This is a genomic window from Macrococcoides goetzii, from assembly GCF_002742385.2.
Taxonomy (GTDB): domain Bacteria; phylum Bacillota; class Bacilli; order Staphylococcales; family Staphylococcaceae; genus Macrococcoides; species Macrococcoides goetzii.
This window is the reverse complement of record NZ_MJBI02000016.1, coordinates 1-19788: the sequence shown is the minus strand read 5'-3', so window position 1 is coordinate 19788 and position 19788 is coordinate 1. Positions and strand designations below refer to the sequence as shown.

At 33.5% G+C, this 19788-nt stretch carries 19 protein-coding genes and 3 pseudogenes; 15 read left to right on the top strand and 7 right to left on the bottom strand.

Annotated features, from left to right (window positions below; genetic code table 11):
• Nucleotides 1–198 precede the first annotated feature (198 nt).
• From BFS35_RS13520 to BFS35_RS13510, 4 genes and pseudogenes are all read left to right on the top strand, one after another.
• Entirely contained in the window at nt 199–1611 is a 1413-nt protein-coding gene (locus tag BFS35_RS13520; protein WP_099578628.1) for an alpha-amylase family protein, read from the top strand.
• 70 nt (nt 1612–1681) lie between these two features.
• A pseudogene (locus BFS35_RS14190) lies at nt 1682–1783 on the top strand (helix-turn-helix domain-containing protein); the annotation flags it as partial.
• A 63-nt stretch (nt 1784–1846) separates the two neighbouring features.
• Nucleotides 1847–2176: a transposase gene (locus BFS35_RS13515; protein WP_240628456.1), complete on the top strand. Its 330-nt coding sequence runs from the start codon at nt 1847–1849 to the stop codon at nt 2174–2176.
• Nucleotides 2173–3072 carry an IS3 family transposase gene (locus BFS35_RS13510; protein ID WP_158554336.1) on the top strand — a complete coding sequence of 300 codons (900 nt, stop codon included), beginning with the start codon at nt 2173–2175 and terminating at the stop codon, nt 3070–3072. Before BFS35_RS13515 ends, BFS35_RS13510 begins: the two co-directional genes overlap by 4 nt.
• 172 nt (nt 3073–3244) lie before the next feature.
• Here BFS35_RS13510 and BFS35_RS13500 read toward each other — a convergent pair whose 3' ends face one another.
• Nucleotides 3245–3559 carry an ArsR/SmtB family transcription factor gene (locus tag BFS35_RS13500; RefSeq protein WP_048728532.1) on the bottom strand — a complete coding sequence of 105 codons (315 nt, stop codon included), beginning with the start codon at nt 3557–3559 and terminating at the stop codon, nt 3245–3247.
• Nucleotides 3560–3927: 368 nt separating this feature from the next.
• Between BFS35_RS13500 and BFS35_RS13495 the strand changes: the two genes are divergently transcribed.
• Together BFS35_RS13495 and BFS35_RS13490 are read left to right on the top strand one after the other, a co-directional pair.
• The gene (locus tag BFS35_RS13495; protein ID WP_170137319.1) at nt 3928–5853 is read left to right on the top strand and encodes a heavy metal translocating P-type ATPase; all 1926 of its coding nucleotides are present in this window, start codon (nt 3928–3930) and stop codon (nt 5851–5853) included.
• Between the two features lie 253 nt (nt 5854–6106).
• Nucleotides 6107–6655: pseudogene (locus BFS35_RS13490) on the top strand (recombinase family protein); the annotation flags it as partial.
• Between the two features lie 206 nt (nt 6656–6861).
• Here the strand turns inward: BFS35_RS13490 and BFS35_RS13485 are convergent.
• Complete coding sequence (locus BFS35_RS13485) at nt 6862–7050, bottom strand: PTS glucose transporter subunit IIA (RefSeq protein ID WP_198337171.1); 189 nt, start codon at nt 7048–7050, stop codon at nt 6862–6864.
• Between the two features lie 26 nt (nt 7051–7076).
• Complete coding sequence (locus tag BFS35_RS13480; protein WP_257790042.1) at nt 7077–7403, bottom strand: PTS glucose/sucrose transporter subunit IIB; 327 nt, start codon at nt 7401–7403, stop codon at nt 7077–7079.
• Nucleotides 7404–7619: 216 nt separating this feature from the next.
• Here BFS35_RS13480 and BFS35_RS14185 point away from each other — a divergent pair.
• From BFS35_RS14185 to BFS35_RS13465, 3 genes and pseudogenes are all read left to right on the top strand, one after another.
• Nucleotides 7620–7721, top strand: a pseudogene (locus tag BFS35_RS14185) (helix-turn-helix domain-containing protein); the annotation flags it as partial.
• 63 nt (nt 7722–7784) lie between these two features.
• Nucleotides 7785–8114 carry a transposase gene (locus BFS35_RS13470; RefSeq protein ID WP_240628456.1) on the top strand — a complete coding sequence of 110 codons (330 nt, stop codon included), beginning with the start codon at nt 7785–7787 and terminating at the stop codon, nt 8112–8114.
• Entirely contained in the window at nt 8111–9010 is a 900-nt protein-coding gene (locus BFS35_RS13465) for an IS3 family transposase (RefSeq protein ID WP_158554335.1), read from the top strand. The genes BFS35_RS13470 and BFS35_RS13465 overlap by 4 nt, the downstream gene beginning before the upstream one ends.
• Nucleotides 9011–9052: 42 nt before the next feature.
• Here BFS35_RS13465 and BFS35_RS13460 read toward each other — a convergent pair whose 3' ends face one another.
• Complete coding sequence (locus tag BFS35_RS13460) at nt 9053–10375, bottom strand: CoA-disulfide reductase (protein WP_099578635.1); 1323 nt, start codon at nt 10373–10375, stop codon at nt 9053–9055.
• 8 nt (nt 10376–10383) lie between these two features.
• On the bottom strand, nt 10384–11193 hold the full coding sequence (locus BFS35_RS13455) for a Cof-type HAD-IIB family hydrolase (protein WP_099578637.1): 810 nt from the start codon (nt 11191–11193) through the stop codon (nt 10384–10386).
• Nucleotides 11194–11289: 96 nt separating this feature from the next.
• Here BFS35_RS13455 and BFS35_RS13450 point away from each other — a divergent pair, with 96 nt between their 5' ends.
• Nucleotides 11290–11598: a metal-sulfur cluster assembly factor gene (locus BFS35_RS13450; protein ID WP_099578638.1), complete on the top strand. Its 309-nt coding sequence runs from the start codon at nt 11290–11292 to the stop codon at nt 11596–11598.
• 28 nt (nt 11599–11626) lie between these two features.
• On the opposite strand, the gene BFS35_RS13445 is transcribed toward BFS35_RS13450, so the two are convergent.
• Nucleotides 11627–12322 (bottom strand): Crp/Fnr family transcriptional regulator, encoded by a 696-nt coding sequence (locus BFS35_RS13445; RefSeq protein ID WP_099578640.1) that lies wholly within the window; start codon nt 12320–12322, stop codon nt 11627–11629.
• A 175-nt stretch (nt 12323–12497) separates the two neighbouring features.
• Between BFS35_RS13445 and clpB the strand changes: the two genes are divergently transcribed.
• Nucleotides 12498–15080, top strand: coding sequence for an ATP-dependent chaperone ClpB (gene clpB, locus BFS35_RS13440; protein WP_099578642.1), 2583 nt, complete (start codon nt 12498–12500; stop codon nt 15078–15080).
• 26 nt (nt 15081–15106) lie between these two features.
• Here clpB and BFS35_RS13435 read toward each other — a convergent pair whose 3' ends face one another.
• A complete protein-coding gene (locus BFS35_RS13435) occupies nt 15107–15301 on the bottom strand; it encodes a YjzD family protein (RefSeq protein WP_099578644.1) in 195 nt (64 codons plus the stop codon).
• 88 nt (nt 15302–15389) lie between these two features.
• Here BFS35_RS13435 and BFS35_RS13430 point away from each other — a divergent pair, with 88 nt between their 5' ends.
• The 4 genes from BFS35_RS13430 (at nt 15390) to BFS35_RS13415 (ending at nt 19648) form a co-directional block, all read left to right on the top strand.
• Nucleotides 15390–16397, top strand: a complete 1008-nt coding sequence (locus BFS35_RS13430) for a BMP family ABC transporter substrate-binding protein (protein ID WP_099578646.1) — start codon at nt 15390–15392, stop codon at nt 16395–16397.
• Between the two features lie 78 nt (nt 16398–16475).
• Entirely contained in the window at nt 16476–17429 is a 954-nt protein-coding gene (locus BFS35_RS13425) for a beta-ketoacyl-ACP synthase III (RefSeq protein WP_099578648.1), read from the top strand.
• Nucleotides 17429–18664, top strand: a complete 1236-nt coding sequence (gene fabF, locus BFS35_RS13420; RefSeq protein ID WP_099578650.1) for a beta-ketoacyl-ACP synthase II — start codon at nt 17429–17431, stop codon at nt 18662–18664. Before BFS35_RS13425 ends, fabF begins: the two co-directional genes overlap by 1 nt.
• A gap of 81 nt (nt 18665–18745) precedes the next feature.
• On the top strand, nt 18746–19648 hold the full coding sequence (locus BFS35_RS13415) for a nuclease-related domain-containing protein (protein ID WP_099578652.1): 903 nt from the start codon (nt 18746–18748) through the stop codon (nt 19646–19648).
• The last annotated feature ends 140 nt before the right edge of the window (nt 19649–19788 follow it).

The following is a 19788-nucleotide window of genomic DNA, read 5'->3' as shown; positions in this document are numbered from 1 at the left end:
TATATCCAAAAAATCAAAAAACGGGCTGAAGAAAAGATTTGTATCTTTTCATCAGTCCGTTTTATTATAGAACCATAATTTATTAAGAACCTCTCATATGAGGTTCTTTTTTTCATTCATGAACTTTTTATGAATTTCTCCCCACGTTCTGTTTATTTTAGTATAATCAAAGATAACGACTAAAGTGAGGTAATTAGAATGAAAAAATTTATAACACTACTAGCAAGCATTCTTTTATTATTAACGTTTCATCAGAATGCTGATGCTGCTACAAAAAAGGATTTACGTATTTATAGTTTAATAATCGATCGTTTTATGAATGCCAATGATGCGAATAACAAACATATTCATAACGAAAAAGATAATACACTACCATATGGTGGAGATTTAAATGGTGTTATCAATAAGATGGATTATATTAAGAAGATGGGGTTTAATACCATTCATCTTTCTCCAGTATTCGAAAAAGACCAAAATGATTATTTAGGTTATAAAGTTAAGAATTATAATACGATTGATGATGTTTACGGTGGCGAGAAACAATTTAAAAAGATGATTAAACTCGCTCATAATAAGAAGATGAAAGTTATTGTAGATATTCCGTCTACTGTGACTGAAGGTTATACTGAGACAAATGACACGAAGATGAATGACTTTCAAAGAGCTTATTTTAAGGACATGAAAATCATAGACTTAAAAAATAGTAATAACCAAAAAAAATTCAAAACATCAGTGACGCAATTTGTTGATAAATATAATATTGACGGTGTTTCGATGTACGTTATGCAGGATGGCATCGATGCAAAAGCAATATTCCCTGAGAATGTTGAAACGATTGCAATATTAAATGAAGATATTAATGTGACAGGTTTCAAACACATACAAAAATTAGCTACTACAAAAGCAATCGCTAATGCTTTTAAGACAACTGATCAAGATATTCCTAAAAAGTACGAAATGAATGAATTACTAGCAAGTGATAACTTCTTTATGCCGAGGTTTACAAATTATGCAGCGAATGAAAATATGTTTCCGGGTACTCGTATAAAACAGCTTATGAGCTATTTGATGGTTCAGAAAATGCCTATTAGTATGACGTATGGTACTGAAATAGCAATGAACGGAGATAAAGCACCTGATATTCATCAGTTACTTGATTTCCGTGTTGATAAAGAAGTTATTGAATACTTAGAAGTTACGAGTGGTGTTTACAAAAAGTATAATGAAATGTTTGATGGTAAATCTGAGGTTATCTATAATAATGAAGGTAATCAATTAATTTATTTTGATACAAACAAGGTTGACTTTATCTATAACATTAATAATACGAGCAAGGCAACGAATATTAAGCTGGATAGCAACCGTGTCCCTAAAGATAAAATGTTAAGTGGATTATTAATAGGAGACCGTATTCATTATAAAGATAATAAGTTTTCACTGATTACAAATCGTGAAGAAGCGGAACTATATGCAGTTGTGAAGAATCAAGGATTTAACAATGGTTACCTAATTGCTGCTGGTGCGATTATCATATTATTCACTTTATTTATTATCGGAGCAACTCGAAACAGAAAAAGATATATAGCGAATCAGCAAAATAATCAAAAATAAAAAAACCGCAAAATTGAAGTGCACCCCTAAAGTGAACCTTAAAATTCAACTTTAGGGGTGTTTATTTTGAATAAAAAAGCATGATCTTGATTTTAAATTAAAACTAATCAAAGAATATAAAGAAGGAAATATTGGTTATGATTCATTAAGTAACAAATATGATATCGATCCTTCACAACTAAAAACATGGACTTACCAATTTGATACCTTCGGTATTGACGGTCTTATATCCAGTATGACCAGAAAGAAATATTCAACAGATGAAAAATTAAGAATCATTCAGTATAGAATTACTAATCAACTTTCATATAAAGAAACTGCTAGAATCTTTGATATTACTAATCCTACTTTAATAGCTCAGTGGCAGATGAAATACAATCAATATGGTATCCTAGGTTTAGAATCAAAACCGAAGGGTCGTGCGTCTAAAACTATGAAAAATAAAAAGGTTGATAACACTAGTTTAAACGAAAGTGAACGACAAGAATTAATACGCTTACGTGAGGAAAACAGAAGATTAGAAATCGCAATTGCTTTCGAAAAAAAGTTACAATCCTTAGCTTGAAAAAATCAAACAAAGAAATAGTAGCTGCTATTATTGAGTTAAGGAATGAATCTAACTATAAGTTAAAAGAAATATTATCAGTAGCTATGATAGCGAAAAGTGTATACCATTATTGGAAATTACGACTTAGTGTCACTAAACATAAAGACAATTATTTAATTACTTTGATTAAAGAAATCATTAACAAACATAAAAATAGGATAGGTTATCGTACAGTAACCGACGAACTAAGAGAGTTAGGTTTTGTAGTTAACCATAAAAAAGTTCTTAGAATAATGAGAGAAAATAATTTACTTTGTACAAAGTTTAAGCATAGAAATAGAACATATAAGTCGTACAAAGGGAAAGTTGGCAAAACAGCTAAGAATAAATTGAATCGCAGATTCGTAACTAATCGCCCATATCAAAAATTACTTACTGATGTAACACAATTCAACATTAAAAATGGAACTAAGCTATATCTGTCAACAATTTTTGATGTATGTTCGAAAGAGATTATTTCTTATTCAATTAGTAAGCGTCCAACATTGGAATTCGTTATGGAATCATTGTTAAAAGCAATTAATGTAATTCCAGACCTTCCCTATAGAACTACAATCCATTCCGATCAAGGGTGGCAATATCAGCATAAATCTTGGGTACAATCTTTGAAAAAGAATAGAATTATTCAAAGCATGTCTAGAAAAGGTAATTGTCTTGATAATTCTCCGATGGAGAATTTCTTTGGTATTTTAAAACAAGAAATGTTTTATGGAGAAACATTTGATTCTTATGATGAACTAGAAGAGGAGATTATTGACTATATGGAGTATTATAATTTAGTCAGAAAGAAGAGAAAATTAAAAAGCAAGACTCCTGTAGAATACAGAAATCTTGCTTTAATGAAAGTAGCTTAATAAAAAGTTCAACTTTTTGGGTTCACTACAAAAGAAGGCACTCTCTTCGGGTTTTCGGTCTGTACTGAAATCAAGGTATTATTGGGAATCCCAGCTTAAATCATAGATACCGTAAGGGATTTTATTCTTTATTTAAAACTTTGCAACAGAACCTTTTATACCTTATTAGCTTTTATTGTTCTTGTTCATTGATATGAGTTAAGACTTGTTCGAGAATACTGAAAACATGAAGATCATCAAGACTGTAAACCATGCTTTTCCCTTCTCTTCTTGCCTTCACTAAACGTGAATCTTTCAATATTTTTAGTTGGTGTGAAATCGCGGACTGTTCCATATCCAATGCAAGCACAATGTTTCCAACACTGAGCTCTTCTTTCTGTAAAAGAAAGAGAATTGACAAGCGTGTAGGGTCACTAATCACTTTGAATACTTTGCTTATTGATTGGATTTTCTCTTTATTGATTGGCGAAGTTGTTGATGTATCCATATGATCTTATTCCTCTCACATGATTTTCCATTCATATATATATAATACCACATGAGTAAAACGATGCTAGTTTTTTGTTTATAGACAAAATTAAGACTTTTGTATCAGCAATAGTAGTCCATTTGAATAAGAAGCATCTTGTCTTGACAAAACTCATACAGTGAGTTAATATGATTTTGTAAACATATGAATATAACTTCATATCTTTATCATAATCATTCCGATTTACAAATAAAAGGAGATGGAGACTGGATAAGCCCAAACCATATGCATCCTTGCCTTACTTAAGCAAACAAACGAGCTCAGAATTTGCAAGGCACAAAAAAAGTCAACAAAAATCAAAGAAATTTAATAGAAAGGTGATAGAAATGGAAACTACCAAAGAGCAACATTCACAGGAAAAAGAGAAACATAACCACGACCATGATCACAATCACGGGAAGATGCCTATTATTCTATACTTTATTGGTTTGGCATTGGCAATTGTTGCATTGTTCTTAAGTGGAGAATATCAATTAATTAAAAACATCATGTTCTCACTCGCCACAATTAGTGCGGGCTATCATGTCATTGTTCTGGAAGGTCTTGGAGAGACAATTGAGAATACAAAAGCAAATAATAAGTTTACGCCTAATTCTCATATTTTAATGGGATTAGCGGCTATAGGAGCTTCAGCGATAGGGAATTTTTGGGAAGGAACGTTGTTGATTCTCATTTTTTCAGGCGCACATTTCCTGGAAGATTACGCTGAAGGAAGAAGTAGACGAGAAATAACGAAATTACTCGAAATGAACCCAACAACTGCTCGGTTAATTTTGCCTGATGGGAATACAAAGATTGTTGACGTCAGTGAATTAACAGTTGGGGACCAACTTCAAGTACTAAACGGTGACCAAGTACCCATTGATGGAGTCATTTTATCTGGCTCTACTTCCATTGATGAATCGTCTATTAATGGTGAAAGTATACCCAATGAAAAAACAAAAGGAGATACCGTTTTTGGGAGTACGATTAATGGGACAGGCACGTTTACAATGGAAGTCACCAAAGAAAACGAAGATACAGTATTTTCAAAAATTTTACAATTAGTGAACCAGAACCAAGATAATCAAACAAAAGCTGCGAGTATTATCCAAAAATTCGAACCGAAATACGTCACAGTTGTTTTAATTGCCATTCCCCTGTTCGTGTTATTGGCTCCTGTTCTACTTGATTGGACATGGTCACAAAGTATTTATAGGGGATTGGTTCTTTTAGTTGCAGCTTCACCCTGTGCTTTAGCAGCAGCTACCGTATCGGTAACCTTATCAACAACCTCTAACCTGGCCAAAAAAGGTGTCCTTTCAAAAGGTAGTTCTTATCTGTCTCAATTAGCTGATACTCAAGCAATTGCGTTTGATAAGACGGGAACTTTGACCAAAGGAAAACCAGAAGTAACCAATTATTATTTTGCCGATTCTGTGAATGAAGAAAATATTATTGATATCTTAGTGGCTCTTGAAAAAGAATCCAATCACCCTTTAGCAGATGCCATTCTAAGAAAGTTTGAACAAAAAAATAAGCTTACCATTGAAGTAGAAAATCAGATTGGTAAAGGGTTGACGGGAGATTATAACGGAAGAAATTATCGGATTGGAAAACCAACTTCGTTTGACAATGTTGAAAATGAATATATTCGTTTAAATAAGGAATGGGCATCAGAAGGTAAGACAGTCGTATACGTAGCAGAAGATGAGAATGTCATTGGACTTATAGCTCTCATGGACATTCCAAGTGAACATGCAAAAGAAACTATTAATTACTTTAAAGAACACGGCATACACACCACTTTAATTACTGGTGACTCAGAAATGACAGGAAAAGCAGTTGCAGAACAATTAGGAATAGATGAAGTAATCGCGAATGTCATGCCAGAAGATAAATCTCGAATTATTGACGAGCAAAAAGAGAAATACGGCGTAACAGCAATGGTGGGTGATGGTGTAAATGATGCCCCTGCCCTTGTTAATGCAGATGTAGGTATTGCCATGGGGGAAGGAACAGATGTAGCAGTAGAAGTGTCTGATTTGGTTTTAATGCAGAATAATTTATCCAAATTGGTACAATCTCATAATATTGCAACCAAAATGAATCGTGTCATTTGGCAAAATATTTTTTTCTCAATGGCCGTTGTTGTCTTTTTAATTATTGCTAGTTTCTTAGGTTTGACGGATATTGCAATTAGTGTATTCCTTCATGAAGGAAGTACGTTGGTCGTTATTCTGAATGGACTTCGTTTATTAAAATCTAATTAATTCTATCAAAACCCATAAAGCTAGGGTATAGTAATAACTGTCTGAAGTTAATATGCCTTTAACGTTCTAAAAACGTTAGAGGCATATTTTTTATAAATTACTTTGTCTCAAAAACAGTCGATTATGATACGATTTTTAAGGACTGTTTTTTTACTAAAAAAGTAGTCCTTTTCAGTATCAAAATTTTTTTCTTTATGTATGAATCTTTAACCACCATTTGTGATACAATAAAATCAAAAAAAGGATGAGTTTTATGAATGGATATATATATGGCTATGCTAGAGTGAGTACACGATCACAAGAGTTAAACCGACAACTAGATTTACTCAATGAACAAAATTGCAATGAGATCCTTACTGAAAAAATGACTGGAACAAAATCCGATCGGCCTCAGCTGAACCGACTAAAAGATAAGATACGCCCTGGAGACACAGTTATAGTGGAAAGTTTCTCGCGTCTAGGTCGTAGTACTAAAGATTTAATTGATCTCGTTACTTACTTTGAAGAGCATAAAGTGAAGCTTGTAAGTCTGAAAGAAAACTTCGATACTAGTACACCCCAAGGACGCTTAATGATGACCGTTTTCCAAGCATTCAGTCAGTTTGAGCGTGATTTGATTGTAGAGCGTACGAAAGAAGGTTTAAAAAGCGCGCGGGCTAGAGGTAGAAAAGGTGGTCGCCCACGCGTTAATCAACGAGATATTGAAAGAGCAGTGAAACTATATGACAGTCAGGAATATAGTGTAAAAGAAATTACGGAAATGACTGGTATTAGTAAAGCTACACTCTATCGATATTTAAAATAGTAAAAAAAAAAAAAGCATTTTAAGGCAGTTTCGAATCTCCGAGTGGATGACTCTCCACGAAACAGTCTTAAAATGAGTTTTAGTTTATTCGATTCTACAGATATTATATAACTCAATTGTATTCTTTACGTATATCTACATCTTTATACCAATCTAAATGAGGAGCCAGTTCTAACTCTGGCATATCAGGGTATCCTGACCCTCTAAATGCTTCTACCACTAATCGGTGAATATACCTCTTTTATATTAGGTCTAATAGCAAAACCATCCCCTAACATTTTCTGAGAAAACACATCATCTTTCACCTCTGTAATTGGAACAAATACCCCTGTATTTATGCTATGTAGGGTTAATTGGTTCGTCTTCTTTTTAAATTTTTTAAATAAATTCACACTTTATCTTCCCTTCAAAGAAACAATTACTCCATTTCTAGTAATTCTCTCATTTCTGTCTTATAGACTGCTGCTTTATTACCATAAATAATTTGAATACCAGATGGAACATTAACAACACCATTTGCCCCTAGTTTTTCCGTAAAATGAGTACTTGATTCAACTTTACTTGGCTCTTTTAAAGTTATTCTCAAACGTGTAAAACAAGCATCTACTTTTTCAATATTATCTTTACCACCGACAGCAACAATGATCGCTTCTAAAAGCTCTTTAGAATCTGTAGTATTTTCAACAGTACCAGAAATAACAACATCCTCTACTTCTCTACCTGGAGTTTTTAAATTCCATTTAATAATAGCAAATTTAAAAATAAAATAATATAAACAAAAAGGTTCTGTTGCAAAGTTTTAAATAAAGAATAAAATCCCTTACGGTATCTATGATTTAAGCTGGGATTCCCAATAATACCTTGATTTCAGTACAGACCGAAAACCCGAAGAGAGTGCCTTCTTTTGAAGTGCACCCCTAAAGTGAACCTTAAAATTCAACTTTAGGGGTGTTTATTTTGAATAAAAAAGCATGATCTTGATTTTAAATTAAAACTAATCAAAGAATATAAAGAAGGAAATATTGGTTATGATTCATTAAGTAACAAATATGATATCGATCCTTCACAACTAAAAACATGGACTTACCAATTTGATACCTTCGGTATTGACGGTCTTATATCCAGTATGACCAGAAAGAAATATTCAACAGATGAAAAATTAAGAATCATTCAGTATAGAATTACTAATCAACTTTCATATAAAGAAACTGCTAGAATCTTTGATATTACTAATCCTACTTTAATAGCTCAGTGGCAGATGAAATACAATCAATATGGTATCCTAGGTTTAGAATCAAAACCGAAGGGTCGTGCGTCTAAAACTATGAAAAATAAAAAGGTTGATAACACTAGTTTAAACGAAAGTGAACGACAAGAATTAATACGCTTACGTGAGGAAAACAGAAGATTAGAAATCGCAATTGCTTTCGAAAAAAAGTTACAATCCTTAGCTTGAAAAAATCAAACAAAGAAATAGTAGCTGCTATTATTGAGTTAAGGAATGAATCTAACTATAAGTTAAAAGAAATATTATCAGTAGCTATGATAGCGAAAAGTGTATACCATTATTGGAAATTACGACTTAGTGTCACTAAACATAAAGACAATTATTTAATTACTTTGATTAAAGAAATCATTAACAAACATAAAAATAGGATAGGTTATCGTACAGTAACCGACGAACTAAGAGAGTTAGGTTTTGTAGTTAACCATAAAAAAGTTCTTAGAATAATGAGAGAAAATAATTTACTTTGTACAAAGTTTAAGCATAGAAATAGAACATATAAGTCGTACAAAGGGAAAGTTGGCAAAACAGCTAAGAATAAATTGAATCGCAGATTCGTAACTAATCGCCCATATCAAAAATTACTTACTGATGTAACACAATTCAACATTAAAAATGGAACTAAGCTATATCTGTCAACAATTTTTGATGTATGTTCGAAAGAGATTATTTCTTATTCAATTAGTAAGCGTCCAACATTGGAATTCGTTATGGAATCATTGTTAAAAGCAATTAATGTAATTCCAGACCTTCCCTATAGAACTACAATCCATTCCGATCAAGGGTGGCAATATCAGCATAAATCTTGGGTACAATCTTTGAAAAAGAATAGAATTATTCAAAGCATGTCTAGAAAAGGTAATTGTCTTGATAATTCTCCGATGGAGAATTTCTTTGGTATTTTAAAACAAGAAATGTTTTATGGAGAAACATTTGATTCTTATGATGAACTAGAAGAGGAGATTATTGACTATATGGAGTATTATAATTTAGTCAGAAAGAAGAGAAAATTAAAAAGCAAGACTCCTGTAGAATACAGAAATATTGCTTTAATGAAAGTAGCTTAATAAAAAGTTCAACTTTTTGGGTTCACTACAAATGCGGTTTTTTTATTTTTGTTCTGCTTTATAGCCGAGCATATTGATAATATCTTTTGGACTACTATATACGGGGCTATATGCGATTTCGATATCTTTAAATTCATCTATCGTCAAATTTCCGATCATAGCTGTAGCTATTATATCGATGCGTTTATCTACACCGACTCTGCCAAAGGCTGAAGCGCGTAATATTTTACGCGTCTTCTTATCGAAATAAACATTGATTGAAATTTGTTCTGCATCAAGCATATAACCTGCATGATGTTTTTGGGTTTGTTGAACGATTTCATAATCAAAGTTATCCAGCATATTGGGCGTTATACCGACACTTGAGAATGTATAATCGAATAATCGAATGATGTTCGTTCCAAGCAGACCGTTGAACTTTGTGGACTGAGGGTTAACGATATTATGTGCGATAATACTTGCCGCACGATGCGCACCCCAGGCAAGTGCAATTTGAGCTGGATAATCAACATGACGATATTTTGTCTGGATTGCATCACCTAAAGCGTAGATATATGGGATATTTGTCTCGAAATAAGCATTTACCTTAATATGTCCGCTGTCAGTCAGTTCAATCTTACTAGATTGTAAAAACTGTGTGTTTGGTTTAATACCAAGTGCTGTAATGATCATATCATAATCAAATTTGCGACCGGATTTTAACTGTACAGTTTTACCATCCAATGTCTTTACTTCATCGTCTAATAAAACACGTACTCCATGTGCTTCGAGTATATCAGGGATGTGCTTCGTCATATCCTGATCGACGGATTTAAGTATATGCGAACTGCGATGAAGCATCGTTATATTTAATCCACGATTTTTTAAATTTTCGATTATTTCTAAACTTATGTATCCTCCACCGATAATTAGGATATCTTTAGCACCTTCAGTTTCAATAAAATTATTGATTTTATCAGTGTCTTCTAAATTACGCAGCGTAAACACATGATTACCTTGTAAAACAGGTAATCTAACTTGAGTTGCACCAGGTGATAAGATTAAATAATCAAATGTATCAGTAAAAGTACGATTATTTTTAATATCTTTTACAACAATCTCCTTATTTTCAGCTGATACTGAAACAACTTCATGATATGTTTTCACAGTAATTGATTTATTCGTCTTAAAAGAAGATTCAGTTGCAGCAATCAGCTTATTACGAGGTGTTACCTCGCCGCCTAGATAATAGGGCAAGCCACAGTTTGCAAAGCTCATATCACGATCTTTTTCATAAACTATTATTTCTGTATCACTTAATCTTCTAAGTTGAGAAGCCACAGTAGCACCACCAGCTACAGCGCCTATAACAATAACCTTCATAATTAAAGCCTCTATTCTATATTAAAATAACGTGCTAAATATTTTCCGATACCGTCTTCATTGTTTGAATCGGTAATATCATCTGCAATTTCTTTCAAATCATCAATTGCATTGCCCATTGCAACACCAGTATTCACAAATTGAATCATTTCATGATCATTATCTTCATCACCAAAAGCGATCGTATTTTCTCTTTTAATGTTAAGATAATCTAATGCAATTTGAACACCGACTGCTTTATTGATTCCTTTTTTGACGATTTCAATAACCGGGAAAGGAGCTCCCCAACGTCTGTGCTCTAAATGCTCAGCATAAACATCATCCAGATGTTGATAAATATTTGGTATTTCTTTCTCTTCTGCCTGAATGAGAATTGATGTTGGTGGTTCTTTAATGCTATCTAAAAGATTGCCGACTTCAATTAGCGGGTTACCCATACTAAACCCTTCAAATAAATATTCGTCGTGATAATGAAGATAAACATGATCTTTTACCTCTGCAACGATATTTTGAATATTTAAATGGGGAATCTTTTCGAATATTTCACGTGCCACTTTATAGTCTAGAGGCTGATGAAAAGTTTCAAATTTCATGTCGGTAGGATGGTGAACGAAAGCACCGTTAAAATTAACGATCGGTGTTGTCAGTCCAAGCTCTGTATAATAGATCTGACTTGCACGATATGGTCGTCCTGTTGAAATCATAAACTGATGACCTAACGCCTGTACTTTCTTAATGATTTCTTTTGTATAAGGCGTTATCTGTTGATTGCTATTGAGTAATGTACCATCTAAATCGAGGCAAATGAGATGTTGTTCCAAAATAAAAACTCCTTTAATCAGTATGAAAATTTATTAATTTGAAATAAGTTTGATATTTGTTATATTTAGATTATAACAAAGAATGAGGTGATATAAATGGAAGAAGCAATGAAAGATAGTATTATGGGTGCATTAGAAAACGTTATCGATCCAGAATTAGGTATAGATATCGTAAATTTAGGACTTGTTTATCACGTAGATATGGATGATGATGGATTAGTCAATGTAGATATGACCTTAACATCAATGGGATGTCCGATGGGTCCTCAAATTATCGATCAAGTTAAAACTGCACTAGGAGAATTACCAGAAGTAAAAGATGTTGAAGTAAATATCGTCTGGAATCCAGTGTGGTCAAAAGACATGATGAGCCGTTACGCTAAAATAGCATTAGGAGTAAGCTAAAAAAAGAGACACTTTTATGTCTCTTTTTTTATTCCATTTTGCAAATATTAATTGGACAATTTTCACAATTAATCTGATCTTTAAGATAGTCAATATTTTTTATCGTAATCCTTTTACCTTGTGTCACTATGATATTTTTTGACTTCAATTCGCTGATAATTCGGTTGACTCCTTCTCGTGTTGTACCGCCAAAGTTAGCTAACTCATTATTCGTCATATCAATATTAAGCTGGATGCCGTCTTCAGTTGAAGTGCCATAAGTATTCGATAGTCTTATTAGAGTAGAGTATACAGCACCTTTTTTACCTAACGTGTATAAATCTCTTAATTTATATTCCTGCTTTGCGTTCTCATTTTGAATCCACAATAACCATTCATAGTTTAACACTTCGTCATTTAATATAGCATTTTCAAACTGTTCGATATCCAGCTTGTAAACAGAAACTTTTGTCTTTGTTTTAGCGAATAATGAATGTTTTTTTAATCCACAAAATAAAGTTGTAGAACCAAAGATATTTCTTGGACCTAGTAATTTCATTGAAAATTCTTTTCCATCTTCTAATACACGATGAATAACTACATTACCGCTTTTAATGACATATATTGCATTCGCAGGATCCTCTGCCTGATAAATATATTGATTTTGATCATATGTCTCAAGCTTACCTTCTTCAGTTATGTAATTAATTATGCTTATTGCCTCATGGTATTCAGATTGTACCATTTGTATCACCCGTATCTTTATTAGATTTAATATATTATATCATACAAGAAATAATGATTTCTTATAAAAATAATACTTTGTGTTAGATTTAAGGTGGATAATTTGTTTTTTCTGTGAATTGGTTTTATAATATTATTATAGTCAAAGATAGTCAAACTGTTGATGAGGTGAATTGATGAATATAGATAAGATGACATATAACGTACAATCTGCCCTTGAATTTGCTCAAAATGACGCAGTAGAAGAAAAACTTCAAACGATAGAAGTAGAGAATCTAATGAAACATTTTGTAATACAAAGTGACAGCATGTTAAATACTGTATTTGAACGCAGTAATTTAGATATAAAATCTTATGAGAGCATTTTAAATGAGACATTAACTAAAATGCCCCGAGTAGAGGGTAATGTCCAATATGGACAATATTTAAGCAATGGCATTAATCAGCTACTGAATGCAGCAGAAAAAAAGATGAATGAAATGGATGATCATTATATTTCTGTAGAACATATTATTTTGGCTGCAATTGAAACACATGCACCTACAAGATCATTTGTTGGTAATAAAGGTGAAGTAGTATTTGAAATCATAAATCAGATTAGAGGAGGGAACCACGTGACGACACAAAATCCGGAAGTTCAATATGAAGTATTAAAGAAATATGGACGTGATTTAGTAGAAGAAGTAAGAAACGGAAAAATGGATCCGGTTATCGGACGCGATGAAGAAGTGCGTAATACGATTCGTATATTAAGCCGTAAAACAAAAAATAATCCGATTTTAATTGGTGAACCAGGTGTAGGTAAAACAGCAATTGTTGAAGGATTAGCGCAACGTATTGTTAAAAAAGATGTACCTGACGCACTTCTGGATAAAACGATATTTGAACTTGATTTATCTGCACTTGTTGCAGGCGCAAAATTCCGTGGCGAGTTTGAAGAACGTTTAAAAGCAGTGCTAAAAGAAGTTAAAGAATCAGATGGTAAAATTTTATTATTCATCGACGAAATCCATATGTTAGTCGGCGCAGGTAAAACAGATGGTGCCATGGATGCAGGTAATATGTTAAAGCCAATGCTCGCGCGTGGTGAGTTACATTGTATCGGTGCAACAACTTTAAATGAATACCGACAATATATTGAAAAGGATTCAGCTTTAGAACGTCGCTTCCAGAAAGTAAATGTAGCTGAACCTGACTTAGAGGATACGATCTCAATTTTACGTGGTTTAAAGGAACGTTATGAAGTGCATCATGGTGTAAGAATTCAGGATACAGCACTTGTTGCAGCAGCAGAATTATCAGACCGTTATATTACAGATAGATTTCTACCGGACAAAGCGATCGACCTTGTAGACCAGGCATGTGCTACGATTCGTACGGAAATGGGTTCTAATCCTACAGAGCTAGATGCTGTGAATCGTCGTGTATTACAACTCGAGATTGAAGAAAAAGCATTGAAAAATGAAACAGATAGTAAGAGTCAAAGCCGTTTATCTGAACTTCAACGTGAACTTGCAGATGAGAAAGAGAAACAGCAGACTTTACAGGCACGTGTTGAAAAAGAAAAATCTCAAATTAGTATCGTTCAGGAAAAACGAGCTGAACTTGATAAATATCGTACAGCGCTGGAAGAAGCTCAAAGTAACTATGATTTAGGTAAGGCTTCTGAATTACAATATGGTAAAATACCGCAAGTTGAGAAAGAATTAGCTGATTTAGAAGATAGTTTGATTGAAGAAACGAAAGGCACTGACCGTTTAATTCGAGAAGTTGTAACTGAAGAAGAAATTGGTTATATTGTTTCACAATGGACTGGCATTCCAGTAAGTAAATTAGTTGAAACTGAGAAAGAGAAACTACTAAAATTATCAGAGATTTTACATGAGCGTGTCGTCGGTCAGGATGAAGCGGTTGATTTAGTCGCGGATGCAGTCGTACGTGCCCGTGCCGGAATTAAAGATCCTAATCGTCCTATCGGAAGTTTTTTATTCTTAGGACCAACAGGGGTTGGTAAAACTGAACTTGCTAAAACGTTAGCCAGCACTTTATTCGATTCTGAAAAACATATGGTACGCATTGATATGAGTGAATATATGGAGAAACATGCAGTTTCTCGATTAATAGGTGCACCTCCTGGTTATATTGGTCATGAAGAAGGTGGACAATTAACTGAAGCAGTTCGAAGAAATCCATATACAGTGCTCTTATTAGATGAAATTGAAAAAGCACATAGCGATGTATTTAATGTATTATTACAATTATTAGATGAAGGCCGTTTAACAGATTCTAAAGGAAGAATCGTGGATTTTAAAAATACTATTATCATTATGACAAGTAACATTGGTTCACAATATTTATTAGACGGTATTGAAAAAGATGAAATTACAGAGACAGCAAGAATGAATGTAATGGATGCATTACATTTACACTTTAAACCAGAAATATTAAACCGTATGGATGATATTGTATTGTTTAAACCATTGAGTAGAAATGATATGACATTTATTGTTGACAAAATAGTACGTGAATTAAATACGCGATTAGATAGTCGTGGTGTAAAAGTTGAATTAACGGATGAAATCAAGCGATGGATTGCCGACACAGCTTATGAGCCACAGTTCGGCGCAAGACCATTGAAACGATTCGTTCAAAAAGAAATCGAAACGCCATTAGCTAGATTACTGATCAAAGAAGATTATTCAGAAGGAACAGTGATTAAAGTTGATCGCGTAAATGATGAAGTTAAATTTATGGTATAAAAACAGAGACAGCTGTTCTCGTTTTTTTAATGCTCTTCGTGTGCTGGAATGGGCTCATTTGGAACAAGGTGTGCAATAATAATTGCTAATATACCAAAAATAACACTAATAATTGTTGCGAATGGTAAGTTTAAGTCATTTCCGCCACCTAAACTCATTAATACGAAGTTACCCATTTGAACTAAAATAAAAGCCCAAACGAATGTCATAATATATTGCATATGTTTATCCCCCATGAAAGATGTTATATTAATTATTATAAAAGAGTGTACGCAAATTGTATACCCCTGACATTGAAAGGAATAAAAAATGAAAAAATTTCTCGTTTTTCTAGTAGTGCTTATTACAGTACTTGGTACGATAGTTTATATTAAAATCCCAAAATATCATGAAATAAATAGTGTCGGTTTTATCTTTCCTGAATCAATCAATGATCAGACTTGGGGGACTAAAGGTTACAAAGCAGTACTGGATATTGTTCAGGAATATGATTCAAATTTTTACATACAGGAAAATATAGATAATGATGAAAAAACTAAACTTGTACTGAATGAATTTCTTGATAGAGATGTCTCTATCATTTATGGACAAGGGTCAATGTATGAAAAAATCTTTAATGAATATGCAAAAAAATATCCTGATGTTCACTTTGTTTTTACAAACGGGATAAGTAAACACAAAAATGTTTCTGCACTTAATATAGAAGCGTATAGCATGGGCTTTTTTGCTGGTTACTTAGCTAGTCACGAATCAAAGACACATCAAATCGGCGTGATAGGTGCATTCGATTATCAGCCTGAAGTTAAGGGATTTATGGATGGTGCATATTATGAAAATAAGAAAACTGTCATTCAGGCTTCTTTTGTGAAGACTTGGGAATATAATAATGATGTTGGTGTCATCACAAAAAAAATGATTGAAAATGATGTGGATGTATTTTATCCGGCAGCAGATGGTGTTAACAGTGAAGTCATGGGAATTGTTAAAGATTATGATCGTAAAGCGATTGGATATATAACGGACCAAAGCTATCTCGGAGACTTTGTTCTGGCAAGCACTGTGCAGGATATTTCAAAGTTGTATCAGGATATTGCAAGAGAATACTCAGAAGGTAGACTTGTCGGTGGAACAAAATATTATGGTATGAGAGATAATATTAGTGCACTGCAAGGTTATTCTCCGTTAGTATCATCAAGCACGATTGAAAAAATGGATAAAATGATTGAGGAATATAAGAAAACAGATAAACTGCCAAATGGTAAAAAAGCACCTAAAAATAATGTGAATGTTTATCTCGAAATCGATGCTGAAAAATAAAGGACTTCTATTTGAAGTTCTTTATTTTTTGTGTTAAATTAGTACCAGATACTAAAAGTAGATATAAGAGGTGCGGATATGAATGTAGGTATTAAAGGTATAGGGGTATATATTCCGGAAAAAATAGTAACGAATGAACATTTTGAAAGTTATCTGGACACTTCTGATGAATGGATTTCACAAATGACAGGAATTAAAGAAAGAAGATTTGCAAGAGCTGATCAGGATGTGAGTGATTTAGCATACATTGCATGTGAAAATGCAATTAAAAATGCTAAAATAAATAAAGAAGATATAGATATGGTTATTGTAGCAACTGCAACAGGCGATCATAAATTCCCGTCTGTAGCAACGATGCTTCAGGATAAACTTGGATTAAGAAATGTTCCCGCAATGGATCAACTCGCAGCATGTACAGGCTTTATCTATAATTTAATTACGGCAGAACAATTCATTAAAACAGGGTTATGTAAAAATATTTTAGTAGTCGGCGCAGAAAAGTTGACAAAAATTGCAAATTTAAATGATCGTAATACAGCAATTTTATTTGGAGATGGAGCTGCTGCTGTCATTGTGAGTGAAGTTGCTGAAGGATATGGCTTCCTATCTCATGAATGGGGAAGCGATGGTTCTGGTGGGAAATATTTATTTGATAATAAAGAAACTGGATTACTTGAAATGAATGGTCGTGAAGTATTTAAATTTGCGGTACGTATTATGGGTGATGTTTCATTGAAGTCAGTTGAGAAAGCGGGTCTAAAGTCAGAAGAAATTGATATGTTTATTCCACATCAGGCAAATATCCGTATTATGGAATCAGCACGTGAACGTTTAGGGATACCTCCAGAGAAAATGAGTGTTACTGTTGATCGATATGGTAATACATCAGCAGCCAGCATACCGCTTTCATTATTCCATGAATTAGAACAAGGGAAGATTAAGAACGGTTCTAAATTAGTTTTTGTTGGGTTTGGTGGAGGTCTGACATACGGTGCTATGACATTAATTTGGGGAGATAAGGAGAGAAAATAATGAAAAATAGAGTTGTAATTACTGGAATCGGTGCACTTAGCCCTATCGGTAATGATGCACATACTACATTTGAAAATGCTGTGAATGGCGTTAACGGCATAGCGCCTATTACACGTATTGAGCATGATGATATGGCAGTGAAAGTAGCAGGTGAATTGAAGGATTTCAATATTGAAGATCATATGCCATTGAAAGAAGCACGTCGAATGGATCGATTTACGCAATATGCAGTGGTAGCAGCACGTGAAGCATTAAAAGATTCGAAACTAGAAATTACTGATGATAATAGTGATCGTGTTGGCGTTTGGATTGGCTCGGGAATTGGCGGCATTGAATCCTTCGAGAATGCACATCAAACATTAGTCGATAAAGGACCTAGACGCGTTAGTCCATTCTTTGTTCCGATGTTAATTCCTGATATGGCTGCAGGACAAGTTTCTATCGATTTAGGTGCAAAGGGACCAAATGGATGTACTGTTACAGCATGTGCAACAGGAACGAATTCTATAGGTGATGCTGCCAGAATGATACAATATGGAGATGCAGATGTTATGATAGCAGGGGGTACAGAAGCGCCAATTACGCGTCTAAGTATCGCTGGTTTTACATCTAATCGTGCACTTAGTACAAATGAAGATCCTGAAACAGCATGTCGTCCATATCAGGAAGGACGCGATGGATTTGTTATGGGTGAAGGTGCAGGTGTCGTCGTACTAGAAAATTTAGACCATGCATTAGCGCGAGGCGCTCATATCTACGCAGAAGTCGTAGGTTACGGTAATAATGGTGATGCACATCATATTACAGCACCAGCACCGAATGGCGAAGGTGGCGTGCGTACGATGAAGATGGCACTTAAAGATGCCGGTATCGAAGCGGATAAGATTGATTACTTAAATGCCCATGGTACGAGTACGCCGATTGGTGATGAATATGAAGCGTTAGCGATTAAGGCAACATTCGGAGAACATGCAGAAAATCTATTAGTATCTTCGACAAAATCAATGACGGGTCATCTATTAGGTGCAACAGGTGCAATTGAAACAATTATTACAGCACTTTCTATTGAAACAGGAAAGATTGCACCAACAATCCATCAGGAAGATGAACATGCATTTGGATTGAACTTTGTACCGAATAAAAGCGTTGAACGCGAGATTGAATATGCGATGACAAACAGTTTAGGATTTGGTGGTCATAATGCAGTATTAATCTTAAAAAAATATAGTGAATAGGAAAAAGTGAGAAATTAATTTTTCTCACTTTTTTCTTGTGTTAACAATTGTTGATTTTTATAATGTGGATGAGGTGAATATATGTTTATTAAAGCACATCATCCAGACCATTATATTCAATATTTACTTGCAGTAGAAGATAGAATTACATTACAAGAAAATGATCGCATCAATCTTTTTAGATATAAAAGTGGAGTAGCTGGAGAAAGAATGTTTTATAACTTTCTAAAAAATATACTTGAAGGTATAAAAATCTGGGATATTACTTTGGATAATAATGGTTCATCACAATATGACTTTCTAATAGTGGTTGATAAAGTGATCTATCATTTTGACGTTAAGAACTATAGTGGTGTATATACATACAAAAATGATAATTTTATTAGTGAACATGGACGGAACTATAAAAATATTATGGCACAGCTCGATGCGGCACATGACAGACTCATTAGAATTGTGGAGTTAAACAATTGGGGATATAAAGTGGAAAGTAAAATTATATTTATTAATAAACAATTCTCTATTCGAAATTATGATGGTAATCCATTGATACTCTTTCATAATCAAATCGATAGTTTTATTCAGTATTTATTAAAAAGAAAAACATATAAGAAAGATCTTTACGTAGCAGAAAAACTTGTTGAATTAAATAATCCGAAAGTATTTGAAAGGATTTATTATTATCCATTCGAAAAGATGAAATCAGGTCCACGTTGTCCAAAATGTCTACAAATTAATAAGATAGAAGTATTGAACAAATTTAAAACTGTATCATGTGCTTGTGGACATTCATATGAGAAATCAGAGATGTTGCACAACATAATTGATGAACTCTTTCATATTAATCAAGGTATTATTAAGACAAAAGACGTGGTTTATTGGAGCGGTGTACCAGAGAGAAGTGTGCGAAGATTTTTAAAACAGAATTATCATTCTCAAGGGAGCAATAAAAACAGGAGTTATGTAAAGAATAATGGCCGATAAACCAAAAATATCGGCCATGAACTCTCAAAACTAGTCTGAATCCCATAATGATGGCCGATAAACCGAAAATATCGGTCATGAACTCTCAAAACTAGTCTGAATCCCAAAATGATGGCCGATAAACCAAAAATATCGGCCAT